At 43.1% G+C, this 26,825-nt stretch carries 28 protein-coding genes; 11 read left to right on the forward strand and 17 right to left on the reverse strand.

Features of this window, described 5'->3' with window-relative positions; genetic code table 11:
• Positions 1 to 31: 31 nt before the first annotated feature.
• A complete protein-coding gene (aprE, locus tag NSS75_RS05870) occupies positions 32 to 1,177 on the reverse strand; it encodes a subtilisin AprE (RefSeq protein WP_024120806.1) in 1,146 nt (381 codons plus the stop codon).
• Positions 1,178 to 1,618: 441 nt separating this feature from the next.
• Between aprE and NSS75_RS05875 the strand changes: the two genes are divergently transcribed.
• From NSS75_RS05875 to NSS75_RS05885, 3 genes are all read left to right on the forward strand, one after another.
• A complete protein-coding gene (locus NSS75_RS05875; protein ID WP_024120808.1) occupies positions 1,619 to 2,068 on the forward strand; it encodes a GNAT family N-acetyltransferase in 450 nt (149 codons plus the stop codon).
• Between the two features lie 71 nt (positions 2,069 to 2,139).
• Positions 2,140 to 3,132: an acryloyl-CoA reductase gene (locus NSS75_RS05880; protein ID WP_103672343.1), complete on the forward strand. Its 993-nt coding sequence runs from the start codon at positions 2,140 to 2,142 to the stop codon at positions 3,130 to 3,132.
• Between the two features lie 225 nt (positions 3,133 to 3,357).
• A complete protein-coding gene (locus tag NSS75_RS05885) occupies positions 3,358 to 4,329 on the forward strand; it encodes an ABC transporter substrate-binding protein (RefSeq protein WP_339236464.1) in 972 nt (323 codons plus the stop codon).
• 28 nt (positions 4,330 to 4,357) lie between these two features.
• Here the strand turns inward: NSS75_RS05885 and NSS75_RS05890 are convergent, their stop codons facing one another.
• The 6 genes from NSS75_RS05890 to NSS75_RS05915 all read right to left on the reverse strand — a co-directional run bounded on the left by NSS75_RS05890 (position 4,358) and on the right by NSS75_RS05915 (position 11,207).
• The gene (locus NSS75_RS05890) at positions 4,358 to 4,939 is read right to left on the reverse strand and encodes a histidine phosphatase family protein (RefSeq protein ID WP_213418483.1); all 582 of its coding nucleotides are present in this window, start codon (positions 4,937 to 4,939) and stop codon (positions 4,358 to 4,360) included.
• A gap of 70 nt (positions 4,940 to 5,009) precedes the next feature.
• Entirely contained in the window at positions 5,010 to 6,104 is a 1,095-nt protein-coding gene (locus tag NSS75_RS05895; RefSeq protein WP_339236467.1) for an acetyl-CoA C-acyltransferase, read from the reverse strand.
• On the reverse strand, positions 6,101 to 7,540 hold the full coding sequence (locus NSS75_RS05900) for an acyl-CoA synthetase (RefSeq protein ID WP_339236470.1): 1,440 nt from the start codon (positions 7,538 to 7,540) through the stop codon (positions 6,101 to 6,103). The genes NSS75_RS05895 and NSS75_RS05900 overlap by 4 nt, the downstream gene beginning before the upstream one ends.
• Before the next feature lie 6 nt (positions 7,541 to 7,546).
• Complete coding sequence (locus NSS75_RS05905) at positions 7,547 to 8,104, reverse strand: biotin transporter BioY (protein ID WP_024120814.1); 558 nt, start codon at positions 8,102 to 8,104, stop codon at positions 7,547 to 7,549.
• A 134-nt stretch (positions 8,105 to 8,238) separates the two neighbouring features.
• Positions 8,239 to 9,537 (reverse strand): heme-based aerotactic transducer HemAT, encoded by a 1,299-nt coding sequence (hemAT, locus tag NSS75_RS05910; RefSeq protein ID WP_339236473.1) that lies wholly within the window; start codon positions 9,535 to 9,537, stop codon positions 8,239 to 8,241.
• A gap of 140 nt (positions 9,538 to 9,677) precedes the next feature.
• A complete protein-coding gene (locus tag NSS75_RS05915; RefSeq protein ID WP_339236476.1) occupies positions 9,678 to 11,207 on the reverse strand; it encodes an FAD-dependent oxidoreductase in 1,530 nt (509 codons plus the stop codon).
• Between the two features lie 111 nt (positions 11,208 to 11,318).
• Between NSS75_RS05915 and NSS75_RS05920 the strand changes: the two genes are divergently transcribed.
• Complete coding sequence (locus NSS75_RS05920) at positions 11,319 to 12,176, forward strand: SDR family oxidoreductase (RefSeq protein WP_339236479.1); 858 nt, start codon at positions 11,319 to 11,321, stop codon at positions 12,174 to 12,176.
• A gap of 28 nt (positions 12,177 to 12,204) precedes the next feature.
• Here NSS75_RS05920 and NSS75_RS05925 read toward each other — a convergent pair whose 3' ends face one another.
• A complete protein-coding gene (locus tag NSS75_RS05925; RefSeq protein ID WP_010333637.1) occupies positions 12,205 to 12,438 on the reverse strand; it encodes an IDEAL domain-containing protein in 234 nt (77 codons plus the stop codon).
• Positions 12,439 to 12,730: 292 nt separating this feature from the next.
• Between NSS75_RS05925 and comK the strand changes: the two genes are divergently transcribed.
• Entirely contained in the window at positions 12,731 to 13,309 is a 579-nt protein-coding gene (comK, locus tag NSS75_RS05930) for a competence transcription factor ComK (protein WP_024120818.1), read from the forward strand.
• A 45-nt stretch (positions 13,310 to 13,354) separates the two neighbouring features.
• Here the strand turns inward: comK and NSS75_RS05935 are convergent, their stop codons facing one another.
• Positions 13,355 to 14,254, reverse strand: coding sequence for an SDR family oxidoreductase (locus NSS75_RS05935; RefSeq protein WP_101863809.1), 900 nt, complete (start codon positions 14,252 to 14,254; stop codon positions 13,355 to 13,357).
• A 202-nt stretch (positions 14,255 to 14,456) separates the two neighbouring features.
• On the opposite strand from NSS75_RS05935, the gene NSS75_RS05940 reads away from it, so the two are divergent.
• The gene (locus NSS75_RS05940; RefSeq protein ID WP_010333640.1) at positions 14,457 to 14,726 is read left to right on the forward strand and encodes an excalibur calcium-binding domain-containing protein; all 270 of its coding nucleotides are present in this window, start codon (positions 14,457 to 14,459) and stop codon (positions 14,724 to 14,726) included.
• 40 nt (positions 14,727 to 14,766) lie between these two features.
• Here the strand turns inward: NSS75_RS05940 and NSS75_RS05945 are convergent, their stop codons facing one another.
• The 3 genes from NSS75_RS05945 to NSS75_RS05955 all read right to left on the reverse strand — a co-directional run bounded on the left by NSS75_RS05945 (position 14,767) and on the right by NSS75_RS05955 (position 17,021).
• On the reverse strand, positions 14,767 to 16,236 hold the full coding sequence (locus tag NSS75_RS05945) for a sodium:solute symporter (protein WP_024120821.1): 1,470 nt from the start codon (positions 16,234 to 16,236) through the stop codon (positions 14,767 to 14,769).
• Complete coding sequence (locus tag NSS75_RS05950) at positions 16,233 to 16,433, reverse strand: DUF3311 domain-containing protein (protein WP_010333642.1); 201 nt, start codon at positions 16,431 to 16,433, stop codon at positions 16,233 to 16,235. Before NSS75_RS05950 ends, NSS75_RS05945 begins: the two co-directional genes overlap by 4 nt.
• A gap of 225 nt (positions 16,434 to 16,658) precedes the next feature.
• Positions 16,659 to 17,021 (reverse strand): hypothetical protein, encoded by a 363-nt coding sequence (locus NSS75_RS05955; RefSeq protein WP_024120822.1) that lies wholly within the window; start codon positions 17,019 to 17,021, stop codon positions 16,659 to 16,661.
• A 155-nt stretch (positions 17,022 to 17,176) separates the two neighbouring features.
• Between NSS75_RS05955 and NSS75_RS05960 the strand changes: the two genes are divergently transcribed.
• The 4 genes from NSS75_RS05960 to NSS75_RS05975 all read left to right on the forward strand — a co-directional run bounded on the left by NSS75_RS05960 (position 17,177) and on the right by NSS75_RS05975 (position 20,601).
• A complete protein-coding gene (locus NSS75_RS05960; protein WP_024120823.1) occupies positions 17,177 to 17,797 on the forward strand; it encodes a TVP38/TMEM64 family protein in 621 nt (206 codons plus the stop codon).
• A 1-nt stretch (position 17,798) separates the two neighbouring features.
• Entirely contained in the window at positions 17,799 to 18,299 is a 501-nt protein-coding gene (gene lepB, locus NSS75_RS05965; RefSeq protein ID WP_024120824.1) for a signal peptidase I, read from the forward strand.
• Between the two features lie 197 nt (positions 18,300 to 18,496).
• Positions 18,497 to 19,996 (forward strand): monooxygenase, encoded by a 1,500-nt coding sequence (locus NSS75_RS05970; RefSeq protein WP_339236486.1) that lies wholly within the window; start codon positions 18,497 to 18,499, stop codon positions 19,994 to 19,996.
• Positions 19,997 to 20,073: 77 nt separating this feature from the next.
• On the forward strand, positions 20,074 to 20,601 hold the full coding sequence (locus NSS75_RS05975; RefSeq protein ID WP_339236489.1) for a MarR family transcriptional regulator: 528 nt from the start codon (positions 20,074 to 20,076) through the stop codon (positions 20,599 to 20,601).
• A 26-nt stretch (positions 20,602 to 20,627) separates the two neighbouring features.
• Here the strand turns inward: NSS75_RS05975 and NSS75_RS05980 are convergent, their stop codons facing one another.
• The 5 genes from NSS75_RS05980 to NSS75_RS06000 form a co-directional block, all read right to left on the reverse strand.
• Positions 20,628 to 20,825, reverse strand: coding sequence for a hypothetical protein (locus NSS75_RS05980; protein WP_032731040.1), 198 nt, complete (start codon positions 20,823 to 20,825; stop codon positions 20,628 to 20,630).
• Positions 20,826 to 21,173: 348 nt separating this feature from the next.
• Positions 21,174 to 22,379: a glucose/mannose transporter GlcP gene (gene glcP, locus NSS75_RS05985; RefSeq protein WP_103672334.1), complete on the reverse strand. Its 1,206-nt coding sequence runs from the start codon at positions 22,377 to 22,379 to the stop codon at positions 21,174 to 21,176.
• A gap of 71 nt (positions 22,380 to 22,450) precedes the next feature.
• Positions 22,451 to 23,503 carry a glucose-6-phosphate 3-dehydrogenase NdtC gene (gene ntdC, locus NSS75_RS05990; protein ID WP_024120829.1) on the reverse strand — a complete coding sequence of 351 codons (1,053 nt, stop codon included), beginning with the start codon at positions 23,501 to 23,503 and terminating at the stop codon, positions 22,451 to 22,453.
• Between the two features lie 14 nt (positions 23,504 to 23,517).
• The gene (ntdB, locus tag NSS75_RS05995; protein ID WP_339236493.1) at positions 23,518 to 24,366 is read right to left on the reverse strand and encodes a kanosamine-6-phosphate phosphatase; all 849 of its coding nucleotides are present in this window, start codon (positions 24,364 to 24,366) and stop codon (positions 23,518 to 23,520) included.
• The gene (locus NSS75_RS06000; RefSeq protein ID WP_339236496.1) at positions 24,338 to 25,663 is read right to left on the reverse strand and encodes a DegT/DnrJ/EryC1/StrS family aminotransferase; all 1,326 of its coding nucleotides are present in this window, start codon (positions 25,661 to 25,663) and stop codon (positions 24,338 to 24,340) included. Before NSS75_RS06000 ends, ntdB begins: the two co-directional genes overlap by 29 nt.
• A 105-nt stretch (positions 25,664 to 25,768) precedes the next feature.
• On the opposite strand from NSS75_RS06000, the gene ntdR reads away from it, so the two are divergent.
• Entirely contained in the window at positions 25,769 to 26,758 is a 990-nt protein-coding gene (gene ntdR, locus NSS75_RS06005) for an NTD biosynthesis operon transcriptional regulator NtdR (protein ID WP_024120832.1), read from the forward strand.
• Positions 26,759 to 26,825 lie beyond the last annotated feature (67 nt).

The following is a 26,825-nucleotide window of genomic DNA, read 5'->3' on the forward strand; positions in this document are numbered from 1 at the left end:
CAGGTATGGAGTGACCTGCTTCTCTTTTATCTTATTGTGCAGCTGCTTGAACGTTGATTAACCCTTTTCCATAGTAGAAAGAGCTGCCAAGGTTTGTCGCAGTGCTTTCTAAACGATCACGGACTTGCGCATTTGACCAAGTCGGATGTTTAGAAAGGATTAAAGCTGCTGCTCCGGCAACGTGAGGTGTCGCCATTGAGGTTCCGTTGTAAGAGCCGTATGTGCCGCCAGGAAGTGTGCTTTGGATCGACACGCCGGGAGCCATAACGTCAAGCTCAGAACCTGCGCTTGAGAAGGAAGCTCTTTGGTTGCTGCTGTTTACTGCGCCTACTGCAATAGTAGAAGGATATTTTGCAGGGTAGCCGACTGTGCTTGAGCTGCCTGAACTTCCTTCGTTTCCGGCTGCGGCAACAACGACGATACCGCTTGCAACCGCTTTATCGACTACTGTTTTCAACGCTGTAGATCCAGTAGGTCCGCCAAGACTCATATTGATGACATCCATGTTGTTAGAAATCGCCCATTCAATACCGTTAATAATCCAGCTGTATTGGCCGCTTCCTGTAGAATCAAGCACTTTTACTGCATATAATGATGCGCTAGGCGCTACGCCCAGAACACCAATTGTGTTATTAAGAGCGGCAACAGTACCGGCTACATGCGTGCCGTGAGAACTGCCGTCTTGGTATGGGTTTGTTTCAGAAGGTACGAAGCTTGCTCCGCCTCGAACGTTTAAGTCAGGATGAGAAGAGTCAATTCCGCTGTCGATGACAGCTACTTTTACATTAGAGCCTGTGTAGCCTTGAGAGTGAAGAGCCGGCGCTTTAATTTGAGAAATGCCGTAAGGAACAGATTGCGCATATTCATGTGCAACATGATCTTCTTCCACATAAGCAACACTCGGATCTTTTTTCAGTTCTTTTACAGCTTTTTCATCCAATGTTGCTGTGGCTGCATTTACATACTTAAATTGCTTTTGAACTTTCCCGCCTTTTTCAGAAATAACATCTTTTTTCTTGGCGGTGCTCATAGCTCCCATTGTCTGTTTAAACCCGACAATGTACTTCTTTTCTTCACTGTTTTTTCCGGCAGCCTGTGCAGACATGTTGCTGAATGCCATCGTGAAGATTAGCGTGAACGCAAACAACAAGCTGATCCACAATTTTTTGCTTCTCACTCTTTACCCTCTCCTTTACAATTTCAGAGCAGCCTATTAATAGACTATTCTGTGAATTTATTGTAATAGATTGGATACTATTTTAGTAGACCCATTTTTTTGAGATTGTTTTATTTCTATTTAGGTATATCATCTCTCGTTATTTCTATAGAGACTCGAAATAACTGCATTCATACAGAAAAGAACGAAAATAGACATGAGTAAATAATCATTATGTTGAAATTTCATGTTTTTTCAGGTTAAATCCTCCCGCGACCAGAAAAAACCCTGTCGAATAAATCAGTTCCATTGACCTGCATGTTTTTCTATGAGTTCAATGGATATTATCGTGATATTTTTTTCATGCATGCTGAAAAAAGTATTCTGATCAATATGGTTTACAGAAAATTCTATTAAATATAAAATGTAATTCTTAACAGCATATTGAGAGAAGGAAACGAGATGAACATTCGTCAAGCTTTACCAGCAGATGCGGCAGCTATAGCACCGCTGTTTAATCAGTATCGGGAATTTTATAAGCAGGCGTCGGATCTGGAAGGAGCGGAGGCTTTTTTGAAAGCACGCCTGGAAAAGGAAGAGTCTGTTATTTTTATCGCAGAAGAAAATGGGGAATTCATTGGTTTTACACAGCTTTATCCAGCCTTTTCTTCCGTGGCTATGAAAAGAATCTACATATTAAATGATTTATTCGTCGCTTCTTCTGTACGAAAAAAGGGAGTTGGCCGGCGGCTGCTTTCCGCTGCAAAGGATTATGCCGCGGAAAACGGAGCGAAATGTTTAAAGCTGCAGACGGAACATCACAACCGGACGGCAAGAAGTTTATATGAGCAAAACGGCTATGAAGAGGAAACCGCATTTGTGCATTACAGCCTTAATGTGCCGGAGAAGTGAAAATAGAGGTCTCATGATTTGGTTTTTTGGCCGATGTTCGGTTACGATAAAGATGAAAAGGAGTGTGCCGAATGTCAACGTTATTTCAAGCATTGCTGGCAGAAAAAAATGCAGATGATGTTTCAGTCAATATCAAAACCATATCAACAGAGGATTTGCCGAAAGACGGCGTGCTGATTAAAACAGCATATTCAGGCATCAACTACAAAGACGGCTTGGCCGGAAAAGCGGGCGGCAATATTGTCAGAGAATATCCGCTTATTTTAGGCATTGATGCTGCAGGTACGGTTGTCTCTTCAAATGATCCGCGTTTTGCCGAAGGGGATGAAGTCATTGCGACAAGCTATGAGCTTGGTGTCTCACGTCATGGCGGATTAAGCGAATATGTTTCAGTGCCTGGCGACTGGCTGGTGCCTTTGCCAAAGAACCTTTCGCTGCAGGAAGCGATGGCGTACGGAACGGCGGGGTTTACAGCGGCGTTATCTGTGCATCGTCTTGAACAGAACGGACTCTCTCCTGAAAAAGGGAGCGTGCTTGTCACCGGAGCAACCGGCGGTGTCGGCGGAATTGCAATAACGATGCTCAGCAAACGCGGCTACAACGTGGTCGCAAGCACAGGAAACCGGGAGGCGGCTGACTATTTGAAGCAGCTCGGTGCTGATGAAGTAATCAGCAGGGAAGATGTCTATGACGGTAAACGTAAGGCGCTGTCCAAGCAGCAATGGCAAGGAGCCGTTGATCCTGTCGGCGGGAAGCAGCTTGCCTCGCTTTTAAGCAAAATCCAATATGGCGGATCTGTCGCGGTGAGCGGTTTAACGGGCGGGGGAGAGGTTCCTGCAACGGTGTATCCGTTTATTCTTCGCGGAGTCAGCCTGCTGGGGATAGACTCAGTCTATTGTCCAATGGATCTTAGAGCGGCGGTTTGGGAGCGCATGGCATCCGATCTTAAGCCTGAACAGCTTCTGACAATCATAGACAAGGAAGTCTCATTAACAGAAGCACCTGATGCGCTAAAAGATATTTTGCAAAATCACATTCAAGGAAGAGTCCTTGTAAAACTGTAAAATTGAAGTTTCAGCTTGCAGAAAAAACGATGCTTTTTCTGCAAGCTTTTTTGTTTGATTCTAGAATATGCAAGTGCATCTCATAGCAACAGAGAAACGATACTTCGATGCGAAACTTTCTATTATGATTTTCAATAATAATAGTGATAATGATTATCATTCCGTGTTATACTATCTTTTGGACATCTTAATTGAGAAACTACATACAGGAGAGACTGGAATGTTATGAAAAAAACACTGATTATTCTTACAGTTTTACTTCTTTCTGTTTTGACTGTGGCTTGTTCTTCTTCAGCCGGCCATCAAAACAGTGAAGAAAATAAAGCAGCGGTAACACATGATTTAGGGAAAACGAACGTGCCTGAGCATCCGAAGCGGGTCGTTGTGCTTGAGCTTGGCTTTATCGACACTTTGCTTGATCTCGGCATTACACCTGTTGGAGTGGCGGATGACAATAAAGCGAAGCAACTGATCAACAAGGATGTACTGAAAAAAATTGACGGCTACACCTCTGTCGGCACACGGTCACAGCCAAGCATGGAAAAAATCGCTTCGCTAAAACCGGATTTGATTATTGCAGACACGACCCGTCATAAGAAGATATATGATCAGCTGAAAAACATCGCGCCGACGATCGCGCTTAATAATTTAAATGCTGATTATCAGGATACAATTGACGCTTCTCTTACCATTGCCAAAGCAGTCGGCAAAGAGAAGGAAATGGAGAAAAAGCTGACAGCGCATGAAGAAAAAGTGAATGAAACAAAGAGAAAGATCAGTGCGAACAGCCAATCTGTGCTTTTGATTGGAAATACAAATGATACGATTATGGCCAGAGATGAAAATTTCTTCACATCGAGACTTTTAACACAAGTCGGCTATCAATATGCGATCAGCACGTCCGATAACAAAAAAACCGGTAATGGCGGCGACTCTGTGAACATGAAAATGACACTTGAGCAGCTGCTGAAAACAGACCCGGATGTAATCATACTGATGACAGGAAAAACAGACGACATTGACGCGGACGGCAAACGCCCGATCGAAAAAAATGTTCTGTGGAAGAAGCTGAAGGCAGTGAAAAACGGGCATGTGTACCATGTTGACCGTCAGGTATGGTCTCTGCGCCGCAGTGTGGACGGAGCGAATGCGATTTTAGATGAGCTTCAAAATGATATGACAGCAGAAAATAAATAAGAAAAGACAGGCAAACGCCTGTCTTTTCTTATTGAATAAAACCGGATAAGTGGCTATTGATGTTATAGTCTTTAATTTTCCATTTTTCTTCTGCAAATTGAATGTTACTAAGGCAGGCATTGACAAGGCGCGTATTTTGAAGCTCGGCATCACCGCCGGAAATCTCTGTCAGCAGTGCGTGAATCGCTGCGCCGTGCGCGACAATGAGTACCTTTTGATTTGGGTATGCGTGGTTTACTTTCACCAATCCGCCCATCAGCCTGTCCGTGAGCTCTTTTAGCGTTTCCATGTTTGGATAGTTCTTGTCCGGATAGCGCTTTGTCCGTTCTTCAAGCGGCATGCCCTCCGCGTCCCCGTAATCACGCTCCTTAAAGTCATCCATCTCAACGATAGGAAGATTGAGGTATTCATTAATAATGTCCGCGGTCCTTCTGGCTCTTTTCAGCGGGCTGGTGACAATGATATCCCAAGAGAAATCTTTTAAGTATTCTCCGGTTTCTTTTGCTTGGCGTTCGCCTGTCGCGTTCAGCGGGATATCTGTTTTCCCTTGGCATTTTTGCTGCAGGTTCCAATCGGTTTCTCCGTGTCTTACTAAGCAAACGGCTGTCATAAAATCCCCTTCCTGACTTTGATCTTATCGCTATTATACTAAATCAGAGGCATGCATCCTATGAAAAAGCCTATGCCAAAACCTCAAATAATAAAGCCAAGCCGATTCCGCCGCCGCTTCCGATGGCGGCAACAGCATATTGACAGCCTGTTCGTCTCTGCGCTTCATAAAACAATCTGGTGACCAGTGCCGCCCCGGAAGCGCCGTAAGGATGGCCGAGAGCTAACGCGCCGCCCCGCACATTGATCTTCGTATAGGGAATGCCAAGTTCTTGTGAGCAGACACATATTTTAACGGCAAAGGCTTCGTTGATTTCGTATAAACCGATATCGTCAGTTGTCAACGCGTTTGCAGATAAAAGCTTTTTGATCGCTTCAACCGGCGCAGCGGACGGATAGTTGGGATGAATGCCGCTAACGGCGCTTCCGATAAAGCGCAGCACAGGTTTATAGCCGAGGGATGCAGCTTTTTTCTCTTCCATGACAAGGAGTGCAGCCGCTCCATCTGATATGCCGCTGCTATTGGCGGCTGTAACCGTTCCGGAGCTGGTGTCAAACACCGGCTTTGCACGAGAAATGATCGCTTCCATCGGCCGTCTTTTCAGAAAAGCTTCGTCTGTTTCCAACTCCCCGAGAGGAACAATCTCTTCACGGTACAATCCTTCGGTATGAGCACTCCAGCTGCGTTGATAGCTGAGAAGCGTGTATTCGTCCTGCATGTTTCTTGGGATGGCATAGCGTGCTGCTGTATATTCGGCCGCCATGCCCATATCGGGATCACCAACAGTGTCCGGCGAAAAGCGGGCTCTTTCTGAAAAAGGCGATCGGCTGCTGCTTTCTGCGCCGCCTGCGATATAAATGTTTCCGGCACCCGCTTTGATAAGATTGCATGCGGAACGCACTGCTTCAAGCCCGGAGCCGCATTGTCTGTCAATCGTCATGCCGGGAACAGATAAAGGAAGTCCAGCTTGAAGTGCTGACAGCCGGGCGAGGTTGCCGCCTCTGCCAGTGGCGTTTCCCAAAATCACCTCGTCAATTTGATCCTCTAACTTTCGGCCGAGACAGCTGATGAGAGGAGCGGCCAAATCCTCCGGCAAAAACTGCTTCAGCAGTCCGTTTTCTTTTCCGAAAATCGTTCGTTTTGCATCTGCAATAACCGCGTTCAATTCACCATACCCCGCAGCCATTTTTTTACGTTCGAACGGGCAATTTTGCCGCTGCTTGTTTCCGGCATACTGTCTGTAAATACCCATTTTTTCGGGATTTTGTAGGATGCCAGTTTCTGCTTGCACCAGGCTTTCAGCTTTTTGGCGTCTGTATTCCCGCAAATGACGGCCGCGGCGATTTCTCCCCAATACTCGTCCGGAATGCCTGCCACAGCTGCTTTTTCAACCTCTGGGCAGGAGAGAAGCACGCGCTCAATTTCTTCAGGGAAAATATTTAATCCGCCATATACGATCATCCCGTTTTCTCGTCCGGCTATGTACAGAAATCCCTCTGCATCAACATAGCCCATGTCATCTACTGTCATCCATTCCGATTGATCTGGTGTGCGGCTGTTTACATAGCCTGAGAACTTCATCGGGCTTTTGACGAATATTTTCCCGATTTCCCCCGGCTGACAGAGGTCCCCGGCGGCGCTGCGGATCTCTATGCGGACATTATGAAAAGGGCGGCCCGCTGAATGAGGTTTTCGTTTGCTGTCTTCTGGTGAGAGATACGCAACAAAGCTAAGCTCAGATGTGCCGTAAAAATCGTACAGCTTCAAATGAGGCCATTTGGATGCAAGCTTCTCCTTGGATGCTGCCGGCCAGTCCGCTCCCGAAGAAATGATTGTAACGGAGCTGTCAGGGAAAGCGTGAATGTTGGCGAGGGCATCTGTCATTGTCGGTACGGTATAGAGTACGCTGATGGATTTTTGTGTTAGCCACTCCTTCGTTTGAGCGGGAATGAATTTTTTAAGCAAACAAACGGTTCCCCCGAGATACAGAGTGCTGACAGCACCGTATAAAAAGTGAGAGGACAGTAATGTTCCCGGAATCAGAACTTTGTCATTTGAAGAGACCAAAAAATCAGTTTTTGTACAATGAAAGCTTTCAACCCAAGAGCGATGAGAGCGGGTAAATCCTTTCGGCTTGCCTGTTGAGCCTGATGTAAAGCCCATATAAAAGGGAAGCTCCGGATCAACGGCTGGGGCCGGGGCAGCGGATGCCTCTGAGATATGCGCCATACAGTCTTCCAGCCAAACTACGGGTGTCAGACAATCTGTCAGTTTGTTTTTAAAAAGAGATGAAGCCACCACAAAATCAGCACCGCTTAATGCCAGCCGCTCACCGCATTCAGCCGCACTCCAGCGTGTATCAATAGGAACCGCCGTACATCCGGCCGCGGCAGCTCCGGCAAACAGCTGTAAAAATGCAAGGCTGTTTGGGAGCAGGATGGCTACACGTTTTGGAACGTTTGGCTGCGCCCGCAGCCAATTGGCAGTTTGGGTGACGAGCCGGTTCAAATCCCGATATGTAATATGTTCAGATTCAGTCTGGATCGCAATCCGTCTTGGATTTTTATTGGCAAAGGATAGATATGTATGTGTAATGGTCACAGAATGTCAGCCTCCTTTTGTATACATCGTATCAGAAAGAGACAAGGCTTGGGTGATCTTAATAGCAAGCAGCGCAGATGCTGCCGCTTTTAATAAATCGCCGGGCACAAATGAAAGACTTATAAAACCGGCCTGTAACAGATCAATATGCATGATAAAAGCTTGTACAGGAATGCCAAGCAGGTAAATAAAGGCGATGCCGAATACAATATGAATGAAAAAGAGACGGAACACTGTCACCTTACGCAGTCTGTAAACAGCTAGGCTGATCAGCCACGAGGCGAACGGATAAGCAATCAGAAAACCCGCACTCGGTCCGAAAAAAACGCCAAACCCGCCGCGGCCGCCGGGCAATAGCGGGGCTCCAAAGGCGACGAGCAGCAAAAAGACAAGCTGGCTTAAAAAAGCGGCTTTGGGTCTGAGAATGCTGCCGGCCAGCATGACACCGAGCGTCTGCAGTGTAATAGGAACAGGTGTAAAGGATAAGAAAAGAGGGGGGATAAAACCAAGCACTGCCATCAGTGCAGTAAAGATTGCAATGTGCATCATGTCTAGTAATTTCATATAAAATCCTCCAGCTAACGAATAAAATATGGTTATACAATAAATGCAGACAGCTTTTATGTCAACTTAATTTTAATTAGGGTTTACAAATAGGTGCAAAAAAACCGGCCCTGCGGTCGGCCGGTTTTTGATGATTATTCTTCTGTAAGAATGACAAGCGAATCAACAGAAGCAGCCACATGAGAAACGGCGCGGCTGACCTCCTGGAGCCCTCCGAGAAAGGCCTGCAGATCGACGTCAATTTTTCCTGATTGTTCTTTGCTGACTTTCATGCTGTGAACGATTTCATCGAATAAACGGTTAATTTGTGTCATTTTTTCTTTGCTTTCGCTGACAAGCCCGTTCACGTTTTTGATATGCTTCGACACGATGTTGATTTGTGTATTGGTGTTGTTCACAAGCTCGGACACTGTAGAAACGGTTTTTTTCGTATCTTCAGACAGCTTTCGCACTTCATTGGCCACAACGGCAAAGCCTTTGCCGTGTTCGCCTGCACGGGCTGATTCAATAGATGCGTTTAGCGACAGAAGATTCGTTTGTTCGGCGATGCCTGTGACGATGCCGAAGATTTTTTCAATTTGCTGTGCGATTTCATCCAGCTTGACCATTTCTTTTTCGATTTGGACGAGGCTCGTATCGATCTGGTTCATCTGTTTTTGCTGGATTTCAAGCTCTTTTTTCCCGCCGATCGACTTTTCTTCAACGGTGCTGGATGTCACTGTGCCGGCTTTGGATGCTTCGGAAATGCCTTCAGATTTGTCAACAAGCTCTTGAACGGATCGGCTCGTTTCTGAGAACAGATTTGCGATCGACCCGGAGGTTTCTTGGATTCTCTGATGCAGAAGGTTTTTCCTTTCTTCTTGTTCATCTCGGGTTTGGTTGTACTCATCCTGAAACGCTTCAAGGACAAGCTGCTGTTCTAAGTTCAAGATTTTAGTTGTCGCTTTGATTGCTTTCAGCAGTTCCTGGTGATCTGTAATTGATTTTTCATAAATGTCAATCATTGATAGAAGCAATTCCTGAAACGCCCCCATGTACCATTTTGGCAGAAGGCCGATTCGTAAATGGATAGAAGCAATTTTATTTCGTTTTTCAATAAATTCATCATCAATGACACCGGCAAACATTTCTTGAATATGCCGTTTTAACGTTTGTTTTAAGCGGTCAACTGAGCTGTGGTCGTTAATGATATCCATTAATGAGCTTTCATGATCAAGATTTTTATAGAAAGCGTCAACGATGTAAACAATGTTTTGTTGGATTAAGGGCTGTAGCTCCTGCAGCACGTGCAGCTCTGGATCTCCCAGTCTGACCATTTTGAGCTGTTTTTTCACATCTGAGAACTTGTTTGTGAGCTGAATGCGGTTTTTTTGCTGGTCGTTTGAATCTGAAAAATAAGCCGTTTCTTTTTTTCTATCTTTTTTAAATAACAATACAGTGATCCCCCTTGGGAAAATATAATTTTATCTTTTGGCTTTTTAAGCCTTTTTCTTTTTTATCGGTCAAGGGAAGCACGAATGAAGACGGCAGATAGAAAATATTTATAAAAAAACCGTTCAGTTATATGAACGGTTTAATCAAGGTCAATTTGTTTTAGTGGTTTGATGGCCGGTCCTTCGACTACCTCGCCAGTTGGTTTAAAGCGTGATCCGTGGCACGGACAATCCCATGTGTGCTCTCCATCGTTCCATTCCACTTCACAGCCTAAATGGGTGCAGGTTGTATCAACAAGATGCAGGCAGCCCGTTTCATCTCTGAATGCCCCCGCGCGTCTGCCGTTAATGGTGACGGCTTTTCCTTCACCTGGCGCGATCTCTTCAAACTCGACGTTCGGTTTTTCAAGCTTCCCTTTAATGAAATGCTTAGCCACATCTGCATTGTAAGAAATCACCTTTTGCAAGCCGGGATTCAGATGGAAACGAGACGGTGTAAAAATGCTCTCATATGGATTGTCTTTTTTCTCCACAAGGTCTGATAAAAGCTGAGCTGCGACAGCTGATGATGTCATGCCCCATTTTTTGAAGCCGGTCGCAACGAGAATATTGTCTTCGTTTTCAGACATAGGCCCGATAAATGGGATTTTATCGATTGTCACGAGATCCTGTGTGGACCAGTAATAGGGAATGCTTTCGATTCCAATTGTGCTTTCTGCCAATTGTCTCAGCGTTTCGTAATGGGTCGACATGTCTTTGCCTTGGCCTGTTTTATGGCTTACGCCGCTGAAGAGAATCAGCTTTTCTCCGTTCACAATGGTGTAGCGAAGCGCAACTGACGGCTGGTCTATACTTAAATACATGCCCTCAGGATAGTCGATCTTCGGCTTGACGGCGAGGACATAGGATCTGTCAGAATACATTCTTGCTGCATATAATCCGCCCCCGTCATAAAAAGGGAAATGGGAGCAGCATACGATAAATCGGCTTTTAATGGCGTGCCGGCTTTTTGTAACAACTTCAGGCATTTCTCCTTTTTTAATATCAAGCGCAACAGTCTCTTCATAAATCCGTCCGCCCTTTTGCACGATCTGATCAAGGAGCCCGGTTAAAAAGTGAAGCGGGTGAAATTGGGCCTGATTCTTCATCACGAGCGCCAGCTTAGAGCCGACGGGAAGCGGAAGATCTTTTAAGAGATCCCTTTCAATCCCGAGTTTTGTGTATGCCTCATGCTCAGTGCGGATTTTTTGTACAGCATCTTCACTTGTTGTGTAAAGGTAAGCGTCTTGTTCGGCCCATTCGCAATCGATCTGAAGTTCATCAACAATTCCTTTTATATAATCAATTGCATTCTGGTTCGCTTCATAATAAAGCCTTGCGTGGTTCAGTCCGAAATTGCGGATTAATTCATCATAAATCATGTCGTGCTGCGCTGTAATTTTTGCCGTTGTGTGGGCCGTTGTGCCATTGAGAACCTGATTCGCTTCAATCAGAATGACACGGAAGCCTCTTTTGGACAGCTCATAGGCCGTCGTGATTCCTGTAATGCCTCCTCCAATAATGGTGACATCACATTCCGTATCTTCTTGCAGCGCCGGAAAAGAAGGCAAGTCCGCCGATGTTTTCCAATATGTTTCGGGAGCTTCTTTTGAAAAAGGTTGATTAGCCAAACCATTGTACCTCCAATATCATTTATTCTTAATTTTTCCATTTTCTATCTTTTCATACATAGGAAGCAGGCTTTGTTCATACCATAATAGGGTTGAAAAGGAGTGATTGCATTGGCGAATGAGAAAAAGAAAACATTGCCGCCGCAGCATCAGGACCAGCAGCCGGGATTCGAATATCTGATGGATCCCCGTCCGGTATTTGATAAGCCGAAGAAGGCAAAAAAACTAGCGGGCAAAACGGCCATTATTACAGGCGGAGACAGCGGGATCGGACGCGCTGTATCGGTGTTATTCGCAAAAGAAGGGGCGAATGTGGTCATTGTGTATTTTAATGAACATCAGGACGCCGAAGAAACAAAGGAGTATGTAGAGAAAGAAGGGGTGAAGTGCCTGCTGATTGCAGGAGATGTCGGAGATGAAGCCTTATGTAATGAAGTGGTAAGACAGGCCAGCCAGGCTTTTCCAACCATAGATATTTTGGTTAATAATGCCGCTGAGCAGCATGTGCAGCCGAGCATTGAAAAAATCACTAGCCACCAGCTGATCAGAACCTTCCAGACGAACATTTTCTCTATGTTTTATTTAACGAAGGCTGTGCTGCCTCATTTGAAAAAAGGAAGCAGTATTATCAATACAGCATCGATCACCGCGTACAAAGGCAATAAAACACTGATCGATTATTCAGCGACGAAAGGAGCCATTGTCACTTTTACAAGATCCCTTTCCCAATCGCTTGTCCAGCAAGGCATTCGTGTCAATGCGGTTGCGCCGGGGCCAATCTGGACACCGCTCATTCCGGCTAGCTTTGCTGCAAAAGATGTGGAAGTGTTTGGTTCGGATGTGCCGATGGAACGGCCGGGCCAGCCGGTGGAAGTGGCGCCGAGCTATTTATATCTTGCCAGCGATGATTCCACTTACGTCACCGGCCAGACCATTCATGTCAACGGGGGAACGATTGTAAATGGGTAATTAAAAAAGCCAATCCTTAAGGATTGGCTTATTCGCTCTGTTTGAGCGCTGCATATTCTTTAGAGAGCGTAAGAAACGCATCTTTATCTTTTTCGTCCAAGGCTTTGTTGATTTGGTCAGTCAGCATGGTCAACCGACGCTTAAACAAGGATTCATCGAGCACCATTTGAATGTAAATATCCATCATTGTTACATCAAATTCTTTTGTTTTTTGCGTGTTGCGGGACTTCATGAGCTCAGTGTACGACTTTTTCTCTTTCATAAAGAATCCCCCCAATGCCTTTTTTATAGTATATGGATAACGGTCGAAAAAATCAATAAATTTTTATAATCTTTAGACAACTAATACTTGGCAATCTATCGACATATCCTGCGAAATGCTGTGATCTGAAATCATGCAGTAAAGTAAAATCGGTTTATTACTAGTAAAATAGAACTAAAAAATATAAATAAAAGATGATTTTAGTTCATTTGTTAAAAAATCCTGTCGTTTTATAAACACAGATGATAGATTATTAGTATAAATTTTGCAGAAAAAGGATGGAGGCCATAACATGAGTCAGAAAACTGACGCACCATTAGAATCGTATGAAGTAAACAGCGCAACAATTGCCGTTTTGCCAGAAGAAATCGACGGCAAAATCTGTTCAAAAATCATTGAAAAAGACTGTATGTTTTACGTCAGCATGAAGCCGCTGCAAATTGTCGACCGAAGCTGCCGATTTTTCGGATCAAGCTACGCGGGAAGAAAAGCGGGAACTTATGAAGTGACAAAAATTTCTCACAAACCGCCAATCATGGTGGACCCTTCGAACCAAATCTTTTTATTCCCTACACTTTCTTCGACTAGACCCCAATGCGGCTGGATTTCCCATGTGCATGTAAAAGAATTCAAACCGACTGAATTCGACGATACGGAAGTGACGTTTTCAAACGGAAAAACGATGGAACTGCCGGTCTCCTGCAATTCGTTCGAGAATCAGGTATACCGGACAGCCTGGCTCAGAACCAAATTTCAGGACAGAATCGAACACCGTGTCCCGAAACGGCAGGAATTTATGCTGTACCCGAAGGAAGAGCGGACGAAGATGATTTATGATTTTATTTTGCGTGAGCTCGGGGAGCGGTATTAGAAAATAGAAAGGAGCTGACCAAATAGGGCAGCTCCTTCTAAAACGCTAGGCCGTCGGAATTCCGCCAGTGATGCCGTATATTTGAGATGTCACATAGCTTGAATTCTCTGAAGCTAAGAATACATAAACATCTGCCAGTTCCACCGGCTGTCCCGCGCGGTTTAATGGTGACGGCGGCGTCCCTTTGCCGAATTTCGGAATGTTTTCAGTTGGCTGTCCGCCGGAAATTTGCAGCGGAGTCCAGATTGGTCCTGGCGCAACAGAGTTCACTCTGATGCCTTTGGGCGCCAGCTGTTTTCCGAGCGCAACGGTAAAGCCGATAATGGCGTTTTTCGTCGCCGCATAATCTAACAGCATCGGGCTTGGGTTGTAGCCTTCAACTGAAGTTGTGGTAATAATAGACGCGCCCTCCGGCAAATACGGTAGCGCCGCTTTAACAACCCAATATAGCGAGAAGACGTTCACTTCAAACGTTTTATAGATTTGTTCAGTAGGAAGGTCTTCGATGTTTTGCACTGCTTGCTGTTTACCGGCAACGAGCGCTAACACATCCAGCCCGCCGAGTTCGTTATGCGCTTGTTTGACTAAATCGTGACAAAACGATTCGTCACTCAGATCACCTGGAATCAGGACTGCCTTGCGTCCTTCTGCTTCAATCAGTTCTTTTACTTCTTTTGCATCAGGCTGTTCCGCGGGCAAATAGTTAATTGCCACATCGGCGCCTTCCCGCGCATAAGCGATGGCGGCAGCGCGGCCAATACCGGAATCACCGCCGGTGACAAGAGCTTTTCGGCCATTTAGTTTGCCAGCTCCTTTATAGCTTTTTTCTCCGCAGTCCGGAACCGGCTTCATTTTTTGCTGCAGACCGGGCGGTTCTTGGTATTGTTCAGGAAATTCATCGTGAAAAAATGCTGTTAAAGGATTGTTTCGTTTTGTATCAGACATCATCAACGCTCCTTTTTGTGTGGTGTACATTCGTATGTGTACCCTTGAGCAAAGTGAGAAAAACATGTTTTGGCAGTTTGCATCTCTGCAAGACAAAGAAACTGCCGCTCCTTCCATATTTATCTTGTAAAATATGACGAATTGAATTATGATAAAATCGCTATAAAACAACTAAATATTGGGTATGGGGGAGTATATTGTCATGAAAAAAGCCGCGGCGCTTTTGCTGTCACTCGGTCTCGTTTTCGGTTTTTCATACGGAGCTGACCATGTGGCGGAAGCCAAAACGAAGGTAAAGACGTATAAGAACTGCAAGGAATTAAACAAAGTGTACAAAGGCGGGGTAGCCCGTACGTCCAAGGTGAAAAATAAAGGCGGAAAAACGAAGTACAAGCCTTACGTATCTAAGGCGCTTTATGATGCCAATAAAAAGAGCGACCGTGATAAAGATTTTATCGCCTGCGAACGCTAAACAAAAAAGCAATCTGTTGTCCAGATTGCTTTTTTCTTGTTTAAGCGGCTTGATCAGCAGCTGTGCTTTTCGTTTTTCTTGTCACGAGACTTACCGCTATCATGACCGTAACATTCAGCAGCAAAGCGACAATGCCGACGTTTAAGTCTTTCGCCGCTTGCGGCAGCGCCGGAAATAAAGTGCCGATTGTTGTTTCCGTAACCGTAATATAAGAAACCGCTCCGACTCCCGTTATAATGCCGGCAAAGGCTCCTTGTTTGGTCACGATCTTATGCTTGAACAGGCTGAACAGCAGGGCCGGAAATAGCTGTGTGACGAGGCTGTATCCCATAAGGAGAAGCGTAACGATTGTGTTCCCGCCTTTGAATGTAAAGTACACAGCAATCAGCGCAATCACAGGCACTAAACATTTAGCTAATAATGACACCTGCTGTTCCGTCGTGCGGGGAGCAAACACTTGATAAACATTTTTGGCAAACAAAGTGGAGGCCGACATTAAAATCATGGAACCCGGCACAAGCGCTGTCAGCAGTCCGGCTGCACCGATGATTCCGACAAACCAAGGATCAAAGGTTTGAAGAGACAGTCTCAAAAGTGATAAATCCGCGTCTGCGCCTTTCAGACCGGGAACTTGCAGGATAGCCGCAAAGCCGACGAAAAGGACGAATAGAAGGACCAGCTGGTATAAAGGCATAATAATGGCGTTTTTTCGAAAGACTTTTGGGTTTTCTGCTGAATAGGAAGCGGAAAACGTATGGGGCCACATGTAAAAGCCCAGCGCCGTCAGCAGCACGGTTGAACTGAACCATGCAGCACTTTGCCCTGTTTCGGGCAGGGTAATAAAACCGGGATTTGCGTTTTCAATCTGCTGAAACATGTCTTGAAATCCGCCGTAGTAATGAATCGGCAGATATATGCCTAAGAATAAAACGACGGCCAAAATCATGATGTCTTTGACAACGGATATCCAGGCGGACCCGTGGATGCCGGATACCATAACGTAAACTGTGATTGAAATGACGCCGATCCAAATGGCAGCAGTAGGAGAAATTTTTCCGTAAGACGTTTCCGATACAATCAATCCAAGCCCTTTCAGCTGCAGCACAAGATAAGGAATAAGCGCGGCAATGCCGACAAGTGAGACGAGCACGCCAAGCAGCGGGCTGTTGTACTTTTTGATGAAAAAATCGGACTGCGACATCAGCTTATGCTGTTTCGCATAGGACCATACCGCCGGCAGGAGCCAATAAGAAAGAATATAGGCCAGACAGCCGTAGGCGATGATGTAAAAGGCAGGCCCGCCTTTTCCGTAAGCCCAGCCGCTTCCGCCGAGAAACGTAAACGTCGTATAAATCTCTCCTGCCATCAATAGGAAAACAAAAACAGTACCGAAGCCGCGGCCTCCAACCGTCCACTGCTCAAGGTCCATGTCTTTTCCTTTTTGGGCGCGTACACCGAGAAACATGCTGAATAGCAGGACACCAAAAATGATGATGAGAGCTGCGTTCATTCTGCTTCCTCCCTTTTATTTTCTTTGTCGAGGACATACACGATCGCCATCAGGACAGAGGTCAGCAAAGCCCACATGACGACATAGGCGAGAATGAATGGCATGCCAAACAGATAGGGTGTCACTTTGTTTGCAAAAGGGATGCCAAGCAAAAGTCCGATGAAGGGCAAAGCGGCAAGAATGTGAATCAGTTTCATAAAATCCTCCTTTGATCAAAAGTTGGGCGGTGCGTGTCATGTGCAGGCTGCAAATCATGTCGCTAATTTGGCGGCACATGTCATTTTTTGGGGAGTGAAAGGCTGTGGTACGAATTATAAATAAATTTATTTTGTTTGTATAGTGCGAATTGTCAGAAATTTATTCTTGAGGAGCTAGAAGAGGGGACGGGCGCAAGGAGGGGAATACAGAATGATTCGAAAGACTCATGGCGAGTCCGGCGAAAATAAATAGTATGTTAACAAACTGCTTACTTGCTCCCGGATTCGCGGGTTAAAATAGCGGTGTTTTTCTTCGTAGCCATCGATGACAAATAAATAAAGCGTAAAGGCTTCATCACGCTCAGCCTCGTGGATGGCGATTTTTCTTTTCCTCAGCTCTTTTCTGACCTCAATCAGATCCTTTTGTGCTATTTTTAATGATTCGTTGATAAGTTGTATATAAGGGTGTTTCAATTTTAATGAGCTTTTCTCAATTCCGCCGAGATCGCGGTTTAAAATGGTAATGACCATAGGCAAAAAGAGAGCCCGCTCTATCAATTCATATCCTTCCGGCTGCAAATGCGGCATGGTAACTCCTTCTTTCTTAAGGGAACGTTTGTTCTTGTTATATTCTATATCGGCTGGTGAAATGTTTCAAGACAGAAAAAATCACCAAAACTTTTTAGTTTTTCGCCGAGAATGTGTAGAATAAGGATAGACAAACCCGGTGAGGAGTATAAACGTTGGAGCAATTTTTATCCTATTTGACAGAGGATCGTTTAACTGAATTATTTCAAAGCTATAGGGCTTTCGGTCCGCTTATTGCTGTGCTGCTGCCTTTAGTTGAAGCATTTCTTCCGTTTTTGCCGCTTATCGTTTTTGTAGTGGCGAATACAAATTCGTTTGGATTGTGGGAAGGCTTCATCCTGTCATGGGCCGGATCAACAGCGGGGTCCATTCTCGTGTTTTTCATTGTCCGTCATTATGGACAAAGAAGGGCTCTTGGATTCATCCGCAGGCATCCGTCTGTCAGAAAGCTTATGTTATGGGTGGAAAGACACGGTTTTGGCCCGATGTTTCTGCTGCTTTGTTTTCCATTTACACCGTCTGCCGCGGTGAATGTGGTCGCCGGTTTGTCAAGGATCGGGACGCGGCCGTTTGTTTTGGCGGCAGCTTCGGGAAAGCTCGTCATGATTTTTATGATCAGCTTCATCGGATATGATCTTCACGCGCTGATCACACAGCCGATTCGCACGGTGATTGCCGTTCTGGTGATTGCTGTCTTATGGTATGTCGGCAAAAGGGTGGAACGGCATCTGCATGTGAGAGCCAGCCAGCGTGAGCATGATGGAGGGAGACAGTAACATGAAAAAACGGTTTTGGTTTCTTGCCGGTGTCGTGTCCGTAGTTCTCGCCATTCAAGTCAAAAATGCCGTCTTTATTGATTACAAAGTAGAAGGCATCAGCATGAACCCGACTTTTCAGGAAGGGAACGAACTGTTGGTCAATAAATTTTCACATCGATTCAAAACCATCCATCGTTTTGATATTGTTTTGTTTAAAGGCCCTGATCAAAAAGTGCTGATAAAGCGAGTCATTGGATTGCCCGGTGAATCGATCAAATATAATGACGATCAGCTGTATGTGAACGGAAAACAGGTGGCTGAACCATTTTTGAAACCATTGAAATCTGTATCTGCCGGAAGCCATGTAACGGGAGATTTTTCACTGAAAGAAACGACAGGGAAAAAGACGTTATCGAAGGGGCAATATTTTGTAATCGGAGATAATCGCATATATAGCTTTGACAGCCGGCATTTCGGTCCGATCAGGGAAAAAGACATTGTCGGAGTCATTTCGGATTAGGAACTGTACACTGAGAAAAAGGCGCCATTTGAAAGGCGTCTTTTTTGTGCTGGTTGGAAAAATATGTTGCGAGATCATTTGTCACCCGATATAATTATTTTTGTTACGTGTGTAACAAAATGAAATATTTATTAACACTTATTTCTTTTTTCTTAGGGTTTTTGTTTAGTTGCTGATAAAACAAAAGGAGTGATCTCATGATGGATTACAAAACAGTTATTATCGGAGGCGGACCGGTTGGATTGATGCTGGCTTCTGAGCTGGCATTGGCAGGGGTAAAAACATGCGTGCTTGAGCGGCTTGAACAGCCAGTGCCGTATTCGAAGGCGTTGACGCTGCACCCCCGCACGCTTGAGCTTTTTGAAATGAGAGGGCTGCTTGAGCGTTTTGCGTCTCGTGGGAAAAAGATATCTTCCGGCCATTTTTCAATGCTCGATACCCGTCTTGATTTTTCCAGTCTGGATACGAGCTGTCCTTATACGCTATTGCTTCCGCAGACCGAGACTGAACAGCTGCTTGAGGAACGTGCGCGAAGCCTGGGGGCAGAGGTGTTACGGGGGGCAGAGGTGCTAACGGTAACGCAAAACGAAGAGGCAGTGCAAACCGTTTTCAAGGATCGGGAAGGCATTGTGCGGACGCTGAGCAGCCTGTTTGCCGTTGGCGCTGACGGAGCAGGGAGCGTCGTTAGGAAACAGGCGGGAATTGCGTTTCCTGGAACAGACAGCACCGTCACCGCAGCTCTTGGTGATGTGAAGCTTCTTTCTCCGCCGCCATCAGGAGTTTTGTCGCTTTGTACGACAGAGGGAGGAGTCATGATTGTTCCGCTTTCTCCTGACCGGTACCGCGTTGTGTTGATCAGCCCTTACCGCACGCAGACGCCGAAAGATGCTCCTGTCACAGAAGAGGAGCTGAAAACAGATCTCATCCGGATATGCGGAACTGATTTTGGCTTAAACGAGCCTACGTGGATGTCCCGATTCGGGAATGCCTCCCGTCAAGCGAAGGAGTATCGGAGCGGCAGACTCTTTCTTGCGGGCGATGCAGCACATATTCATTTTCCTGCTGGCGGCCAAGGGCTGAATGTCGGTCTTCAGGATGCCATGAACCTTGGATGGAAGCTTGCGGCGGCTGTCGGCGGCTCTGCACCTTCATGGCTTTTGGACAGCTATCACGCAGAGCGGCATCCGGTGGCGGAAGATCTTCTTCGGAACACAGAGGCGCAGACGCGGCTGATGGATTTCACGAAGGCCGGTCTCCATTTGCGAAGCATGGTGTCCGATATGCTTGCTTTTTCCGATGTGAATCGCTTTATAGCGGGCCAAATTTCTGCAATCGATGTCGGGTATGAAGCTGACCAAAACATGCCGCCGCATCGGTTGAACGGCAAAAGACTTCCGGATGTGGAACTGCGGCTTTCTGATGGCAGTATGGAACGCCTCTATAACTGCCTGCATAATGGGTCATACGTTTTGCTGTCACTGAAACAAGGAGCTGATAATGACCACATCCCATTTAAAGGCTTGCACACAGTGTGTGCTTCTCTTGCAGAACCTCGTGAAGAGTGGAGAGACGTGCATACTGTATTGGTTCGGCCTGATGGCCATGCCGCCTGGGCAGTCGATGCCGCAGGGCCAGATGCGGCAGAAGTGATTCAAACAGGTATCAGGCGCTGGCTGCCGATTGCCAGCCGTGTGTAACACAAATCGATTGTTTCATCTGTAACAAAACGTTATGATATAAGAAACAATTGATTAATAAAGGATGGAAGAGCCGTATGGATACAGAACATACTAAGCGATCACTTTTTGAATTATATACGGAACTCATTCATCAGCAGGAGAAATGGGAGGGGCTCATAAAAGTCTTTTTGGCTGATGAAATGAAGAAGCTGGATCAGGAGCACGGACAAAAATCTCAATTAACGATGACAGAAATTCATGTTCTTTCCTGTGTGGGGGAGCATGAGCCGATCAATGTCACTTCGATTGCCGACAAAATGAATACGACGAAAGCGACGGTGTCACGCATCAGCACAAAATTGCTTGGCGCCGGCTTCCTTCACAGAACACAGCTCAGCGATAATAAGAAGGAGGTCTACTTCCGTTTGACGCCGGCAGGGAAGAAGCTGCACAACTTGCATCAATACTATCATCAAAAGGTTGAGCAGCGTTTTCTTTCCTTTTTTGACCGTTATACAGAGGAAGAGATTCTGTTTGCGGAAAGGCTGTTCCGGGATCTGGCGACGAAATGGTATCCGTCCTCAGAAGAAATGGAAGAGGGGTTTCACAACGTTTTTAAATAAAAAACACGCACTGAGGTGGGTGTTTTTTACGTTTCTTCTTTCTTTTTCAAGATTGTAAGGTAAATCAGATTTCCTCCGGCTAAAATGATAAGCGGCAGTCCAGGGGAACTGGATGTCACCAAATTATAAATCAGCCAGATTCCTAAACATATTCCATAATATAAGTGCATTGCTTTCTCGGGGTTGTCGCGCAGCAAACTCCCTTTAAAAATCTTTTTCATCATAACGCCCCTATTAATTTTATGATTTCTCCTTTAGTTTACATGCATCTTCGGTTAATCTCAAAATTCGATCTTTGGCTTTTGATGCTTCCTCAGAATATGCTGAGGAAATTTAGGAATTATTTTTGATGGGGAGCAACAGTCTAGTATACCTTGATTTATGGATGTATCATAAAACAATTCTGTAAATACCTTTGCTTGTTACCTGAACGTATCTCGGACAGGTACAGAATCATAATCACTTCTATCATCTACTATCTCCCTTGCTAAAACACTGTTTTCTCCTGATAAAAAAGAGGACATTAAGTCCTCTTCTTACTTACGATACGCCTATTAGTATCTTTAATTTTTTTACTGTGTTTTTGAAGCTTTGCTTTCAAGTGAAATAGGGTCTTCTGTTTTAGTTCTCCTAATCTTTACAGAAATACCTACTAGAATTACCGCCATCGTTGTAAATATTCCCATGGTTAATAAGATCGTATCATGATTTAAACTCCATCCAATTAAGAAAGAGATTATCGCTCCACCGAAACTTGCCGAAGCAATAAATAAACTTGTAACTTCGTCAACGTACTTTTGAATAATGATTGATGCTAGTGTTAAAGCAATGGGAAATATGCCCGCTATACTTAGACCAATCAAAAATGTGCCACCCAATTGAAGTATTGGGTTATTTATATAAGAGAAGGCGATCAACAAAACTATTAAACAACTGCAACTAAATAGGAGGTACTTAGAAAAATCAAGCCTTCTGCTTACGAAACCAATCAGTATTCTTCCTATGATGATCCCTACCCAGAAAAAGGAGACACTGATAAGACTGATTTGTTCATTGTCTTGGTTTATCATAATTGAAGGTAAAAAGTTGGCGAAATTTGTTTCGATACCAGCATATAGAAAAGCAAAAAATACAAAAAAGCCTAATTGCTTTGATTTTTTTCTATCTCCTATAAAGTATTGAAATGCTCCTACATTTGGCAAGGCCACTTGCTGGTTAGCATTCTTAGCGTACTTTCGGTTCTTGGATAAGAAAATTAACCACCCTGCTAATAGGACGAACAAAAAGGTGAATATGCAGTAATACGGTAAAAACCAGTTATTGATATTGATGAAGGAATTAATTAATAATGGGAAAGTTAAAGCGCCTAATCCAAAGAGGACTTCCAGCTTACTCATTTTTTCTGCATTACTTTCGAAATTAGCAATAACAAAGGAACCAACTGTCGTTTCTAATGTACCTGCTCCATATCCTAAGAGAAAAGCCATTACAACAATATAATACCAATCCTTAGTGAGAAAAAAGATACTTAACGCTACAAGCATAATTGTCAAAGCTAAAGTAAGTGTCCTAAAGTGACTGTATTTCTTAATCATTAACGGTGCGATTAATACTCCGCTTAGGAATCCGGTAAACTGAAAGAAAATGATGATCGAAATATCATCTGTTGTCTTGTTAAAAGACTCTAAAAGAAATGGTGTCAAACTTCCTGTTGATATATGGATAATACCCACTGTGAAAAAGAAAGCATATCCAAATAAATATGTCCCTCTTAACATTCATTACACCCCTATATGAAAAAGCAGGAAAATAAATTCCTGCTTTTTCAGTAACTTATCTCTTCGAAATACTAGTTGACTGCTAAAACAGACATTGTTTGAGAGTTGCTATCTTTCTCAAAGAACATTTCTAATACTTCCTGAGATCTAAAACCATCGTTAAAAGAAGGGATCTCAACCCAATCTTTCTGAGTTGATGAAATCCAATTGATTAACTCGCTTCTAAAAGAATCAGCCCAACCATAAAATTCGTTTGGCGGATCGTTTAAGAGACTTTGCGGCACTGGGCAGTCTACCACGTTCAAGCCATCTATGAGCTTGTAAACGTGAGGATTGCCTGTGTGGTATTTAAACTCTTTTTTGTGTCCAACTACCTCAATGCTAAAACCGCAGTCTTCAGGTACAGAACATTTTGATGTGATGATATTTACAAATACCTTGTTCTTCAGTTGACCATAAATTTCTGCATAGTCATCTACAAGTACCTGTTTATCCTCTTTTGTTTTTACATTTGTGTTCATCTTTGCCCTTACTGATTCTGTGATGAAATCACTCTCGAACAAATACCATACCATGTCGATAAGGTGAATACCCAGATCCCCCAATGACCCGCTGGTCTTCTTACTATTAGCGTCATCTCTCCAAGTAAACTTCTTACGTCTAAGTGCACTATTTTTCTTGAAGTGTACTTTTATGGACAGTATGTTACCTAGTTCATTATTGATAATTAAGCTTTTTAAGATATTTACGTAAGACAAATATCTATAATTAAATCCCATACTAGCTCTTACGTCTAACCTTTCAGCAGTATCTTTCATAATGCTTGCTTCTTCAAGAGAAATAGCCATAGGCTTTTCACACAATACATGCTTATGTTTTGCTAATGCTTGCAAAGCATGTTCTTTATGGCAAAAGTTTGGAGATGCTACAATTAAACCTTCTGAGACATCAATTAGTTCATCTACATTTTCATATGTCTTCCCACCGAAAGTTTTAACAAAGCTTTCCGCATTTTGTTGATTTATGTCATACACCCCTACTAACTCTGCATTTTTAATTGTAGATAAAGCAGTTGCGTGCGCTCTTGCAATACCACCTGCACCTATGATACCAATCTTCTTCATACTCTATTTCCTCCTCATGATCCAATTAATTTTTTCAAGGTATTGGTAATTCCTTTTGAGTACTCACTATCGGTTATCAATTGATGCAGATTTTTGGCTTCTTGTGTTGCATTTTTAAGTAGATATCCATTTCCTACTGCCTGTAACATACGAACATCATTTCCGCTATCTCCAAATGCGATAGCTTTTTCAGTATTTAGGTTGTATTTCTCTAACATAAACTTTACAATTTCATTCTTTCCTGTTCCCATGGGTATAAAATCTACATCATAGCTGTCTTCTGGATCACCTGCTAAGGGATTGCAACGATTTATATTAACTGAAACTCCGTATTCCTCGCAGATCTTTTCAATTGCTAATAGGTTTTTCTTGTCGTTTATTTCATCTTGTTCCTGATAATAAAAATTATTCTTATACCGTGACGTTCCTAATTGAGTTTGCGGATTCAAAAGAATGTTATGATTTTCATGTAACTGTTTTACAAGTATCTCAATCTTTTCTTTACTAAACTCTTCATTTATACGACTGTTCCACTCATTATCTTGCTGTCCGAAATTATGCTCTGAAAAGTACGTAATTTCAGTTCCAAGATCACTAGCTATAAAATGCGGGAAATATCTAAATTTTCCTCGTCCCATTTTATCCAGAATAGATTCTATACTGCTCCCGGTAACCCATCCGATGAGTAGTTCCCCATCTTTACTTTTTTGTTCTAGATAATCTTCGAGTTCATATATGTCTCGTTGTTTTTGTTCATCGATTGTATGCGGAAAATACGTTTCATCAAAATCACAAAAAACAATATACTTAGGATGGTCAACCTTGGATAACGTTTTATACTCTGACTTCTTGCTTAATAACATGAAACAGACCCTCCACTACTCTGTCTTGTTCTTCTAAAGTAAATGACGGATATAATGGCAAATGCAGTACCTGGCTATGAGCTTTTTCCGTATGGACCAATTGGAGTTTTGTATACTTGTCCTGTACTAAAGGAGTTTTTTGCATATGAGACAGGATTGGATAATATACATCTGTTTGAACACCAAACTCTTCATTTAATTTCGTCATGATATTTGTCCTATCTTCTGTTCTTACCTTAATAGGAAACAGATGCCACACATGATCTTCACTTAATTCCGGTAATTCAATAAGACCTTTATTCTGTAATTCTGCTAATTGAGTAATGTATCTATCCGCCAAAAACAGTCTTTTGAAGTTGTTTAATGAAAGATACTTCATTCTCTCTAAACCAATAGCTGCTTGTAAATTGTCCATTTTTGAGTTAAGTCCAAAATCGATGACTTTCTTATTTTTCACATTTACTTCAAAACCATGATAACTAAATTGAATGCATTTTTTAGCGAGTTCTTCATTATCAGTTGCTATTGCTCCAGCCTTACCACATACACCAAAATTCTTATATGGATTAAAACTTAATGTAGTGATGTCTGCATCCTTTCCTAAGTCTGTCAGTCCAATTCCTTGGCAAGCATCCTCAATTACTTTCAATTGATAACGATTGGCTATTTGACGGATATGCTTCATTTCTGAATGTTTTCCGTATAAATGCACAGGCAGAATAAATTTTGTATAAGGAGTTATTGCTTCCTCGATTTTGTTAGGATCGATGCAGAATGTTTGCGGGTTAATATCTACATAGACAGGAACGCCTCCCAAAGCTAACACAGCATTTTCAGTAGCTGCAAAGCTATTAGCTGGCATGATCACTTCATCCCCACGATTTAACCCTAAAGCCAATAATCCTATCATAATAGCATCCGTTCCACTGCTGGTTGCAATTACATACCTTTTATGTAAATATGTAGATAAAACATCTTCGAATTGCTCTAAATAGGAACCACTCGTAAATTTTCCAGTTGGCAAAACTTTAGTTAAAGTATTTAAGATATCATCCACTTCATCATTGGTTATTAATCTGTCTACAGGCATAAAAGGGACTTTACTGATTTCACGATTTTTTTGGTAGTTGAAAAGGTCGTTTTCAATATCTGTATTTTCTTTTAATACTTGTTTCCACCGCTCGTTTGCAATACTGTCTTCAATAACAAGTTCTTTTCCTTGCATGTCACCTTTTAAGTGTTTTAGCAATAACATGTTTTCTTTACTTTTACCTGAAACTCTAACCTGTTTTTGCATGAACAGTACCTCCAATGATTTTTATAATCTGGAAAATTTGATACAAATTTATCCTAATTTCTGAAACCGATAACATGTCAATAACTTTTTTGAGGAAGGGAAAATATGCCTACAATTGATGAAATAGCAAAATTGTGCAATGTGTCTAAAACCACAGTATCAAGAGTATTGAATAATCATCCTTATGTATCAAAAGAAAAAAGAGATATGATCTTAGAGGCTATTAACGATCTTGACTACACTCCCAATTATTTAGCTCGGAATTTTAGGAGAAATAAGACACAAACGATAGCTTTATCGGTTCCGAGTATCGACCATCCATTTTTTGCTCAATTAATAAAAGGGGTCTCTCATGAAGCGCTGTTTAAGAATTACAAGGTCATTGTATTTCAAACCTTTTATGACAAACAGACAGAGCTGGAATTATTAGAGTTATTGAAACATAAAGAAGTTGATGGCATTATTCTTGGAACTTTAGAAAATGAATGGGATAAGATATCCCCTTTCTTAAAGTATGGTCCTATCTTATTGTGTAATGAATATCATCACTCTGCGGACATCACGATCATTGGGTATGATGAATTTGAAGCCGCATACATGGGGGTAGCACATTTAATTGAAAGAGGACATAAAAAAATTGGATTTTGTTTTGATACTCCATATAGCGAAGCTCAATGTCAGAGGAGAGAGGGTTACTTGAAAGCTTTACAAGATTACAATTTACATCATAGAAACGAATGGATATTCGGCGAATTGTTTAATATCGAGGATGGCTTTCGTGTTTTTCATAAGATAAAGGATCTAAAGGACAGACCCTCAGCAATATTTACAGGAAATGATCAAGTCGCCGCAGGGATTATTAAACAGGCGATAAAAAATGGCTTTAAAGTTCCAGAAGACTTAGCTGTAATTGGTTTTGACAACCATTCGATTTGCCAAGTCGTTACTCCGACCATAACAACAATTGATATTCCCATAATAGAATTAGGTCAACAGGCTGTGTTGAAAATAATCGAGTATATTTCGGGTAACACTTCTTTAAACAGAAAAATTATTAAACTGCCAACAAATCTTATTATAAGAGAATCAACGTAACTATAAATTTTCACTTCCTTATCATTTTATCACTTTGTATAGAAAAAAGAGGTTATCATATATAACC

Source organism: Bacillus sp. FSL K6-1012 (genome assembly GCF_037964915.1).
Classification (GTDB): Bacteria; Bacillota; Bacilli; order Bacillales; family Bacillaceae; genus Bacillus; species Bacillus halotolerans.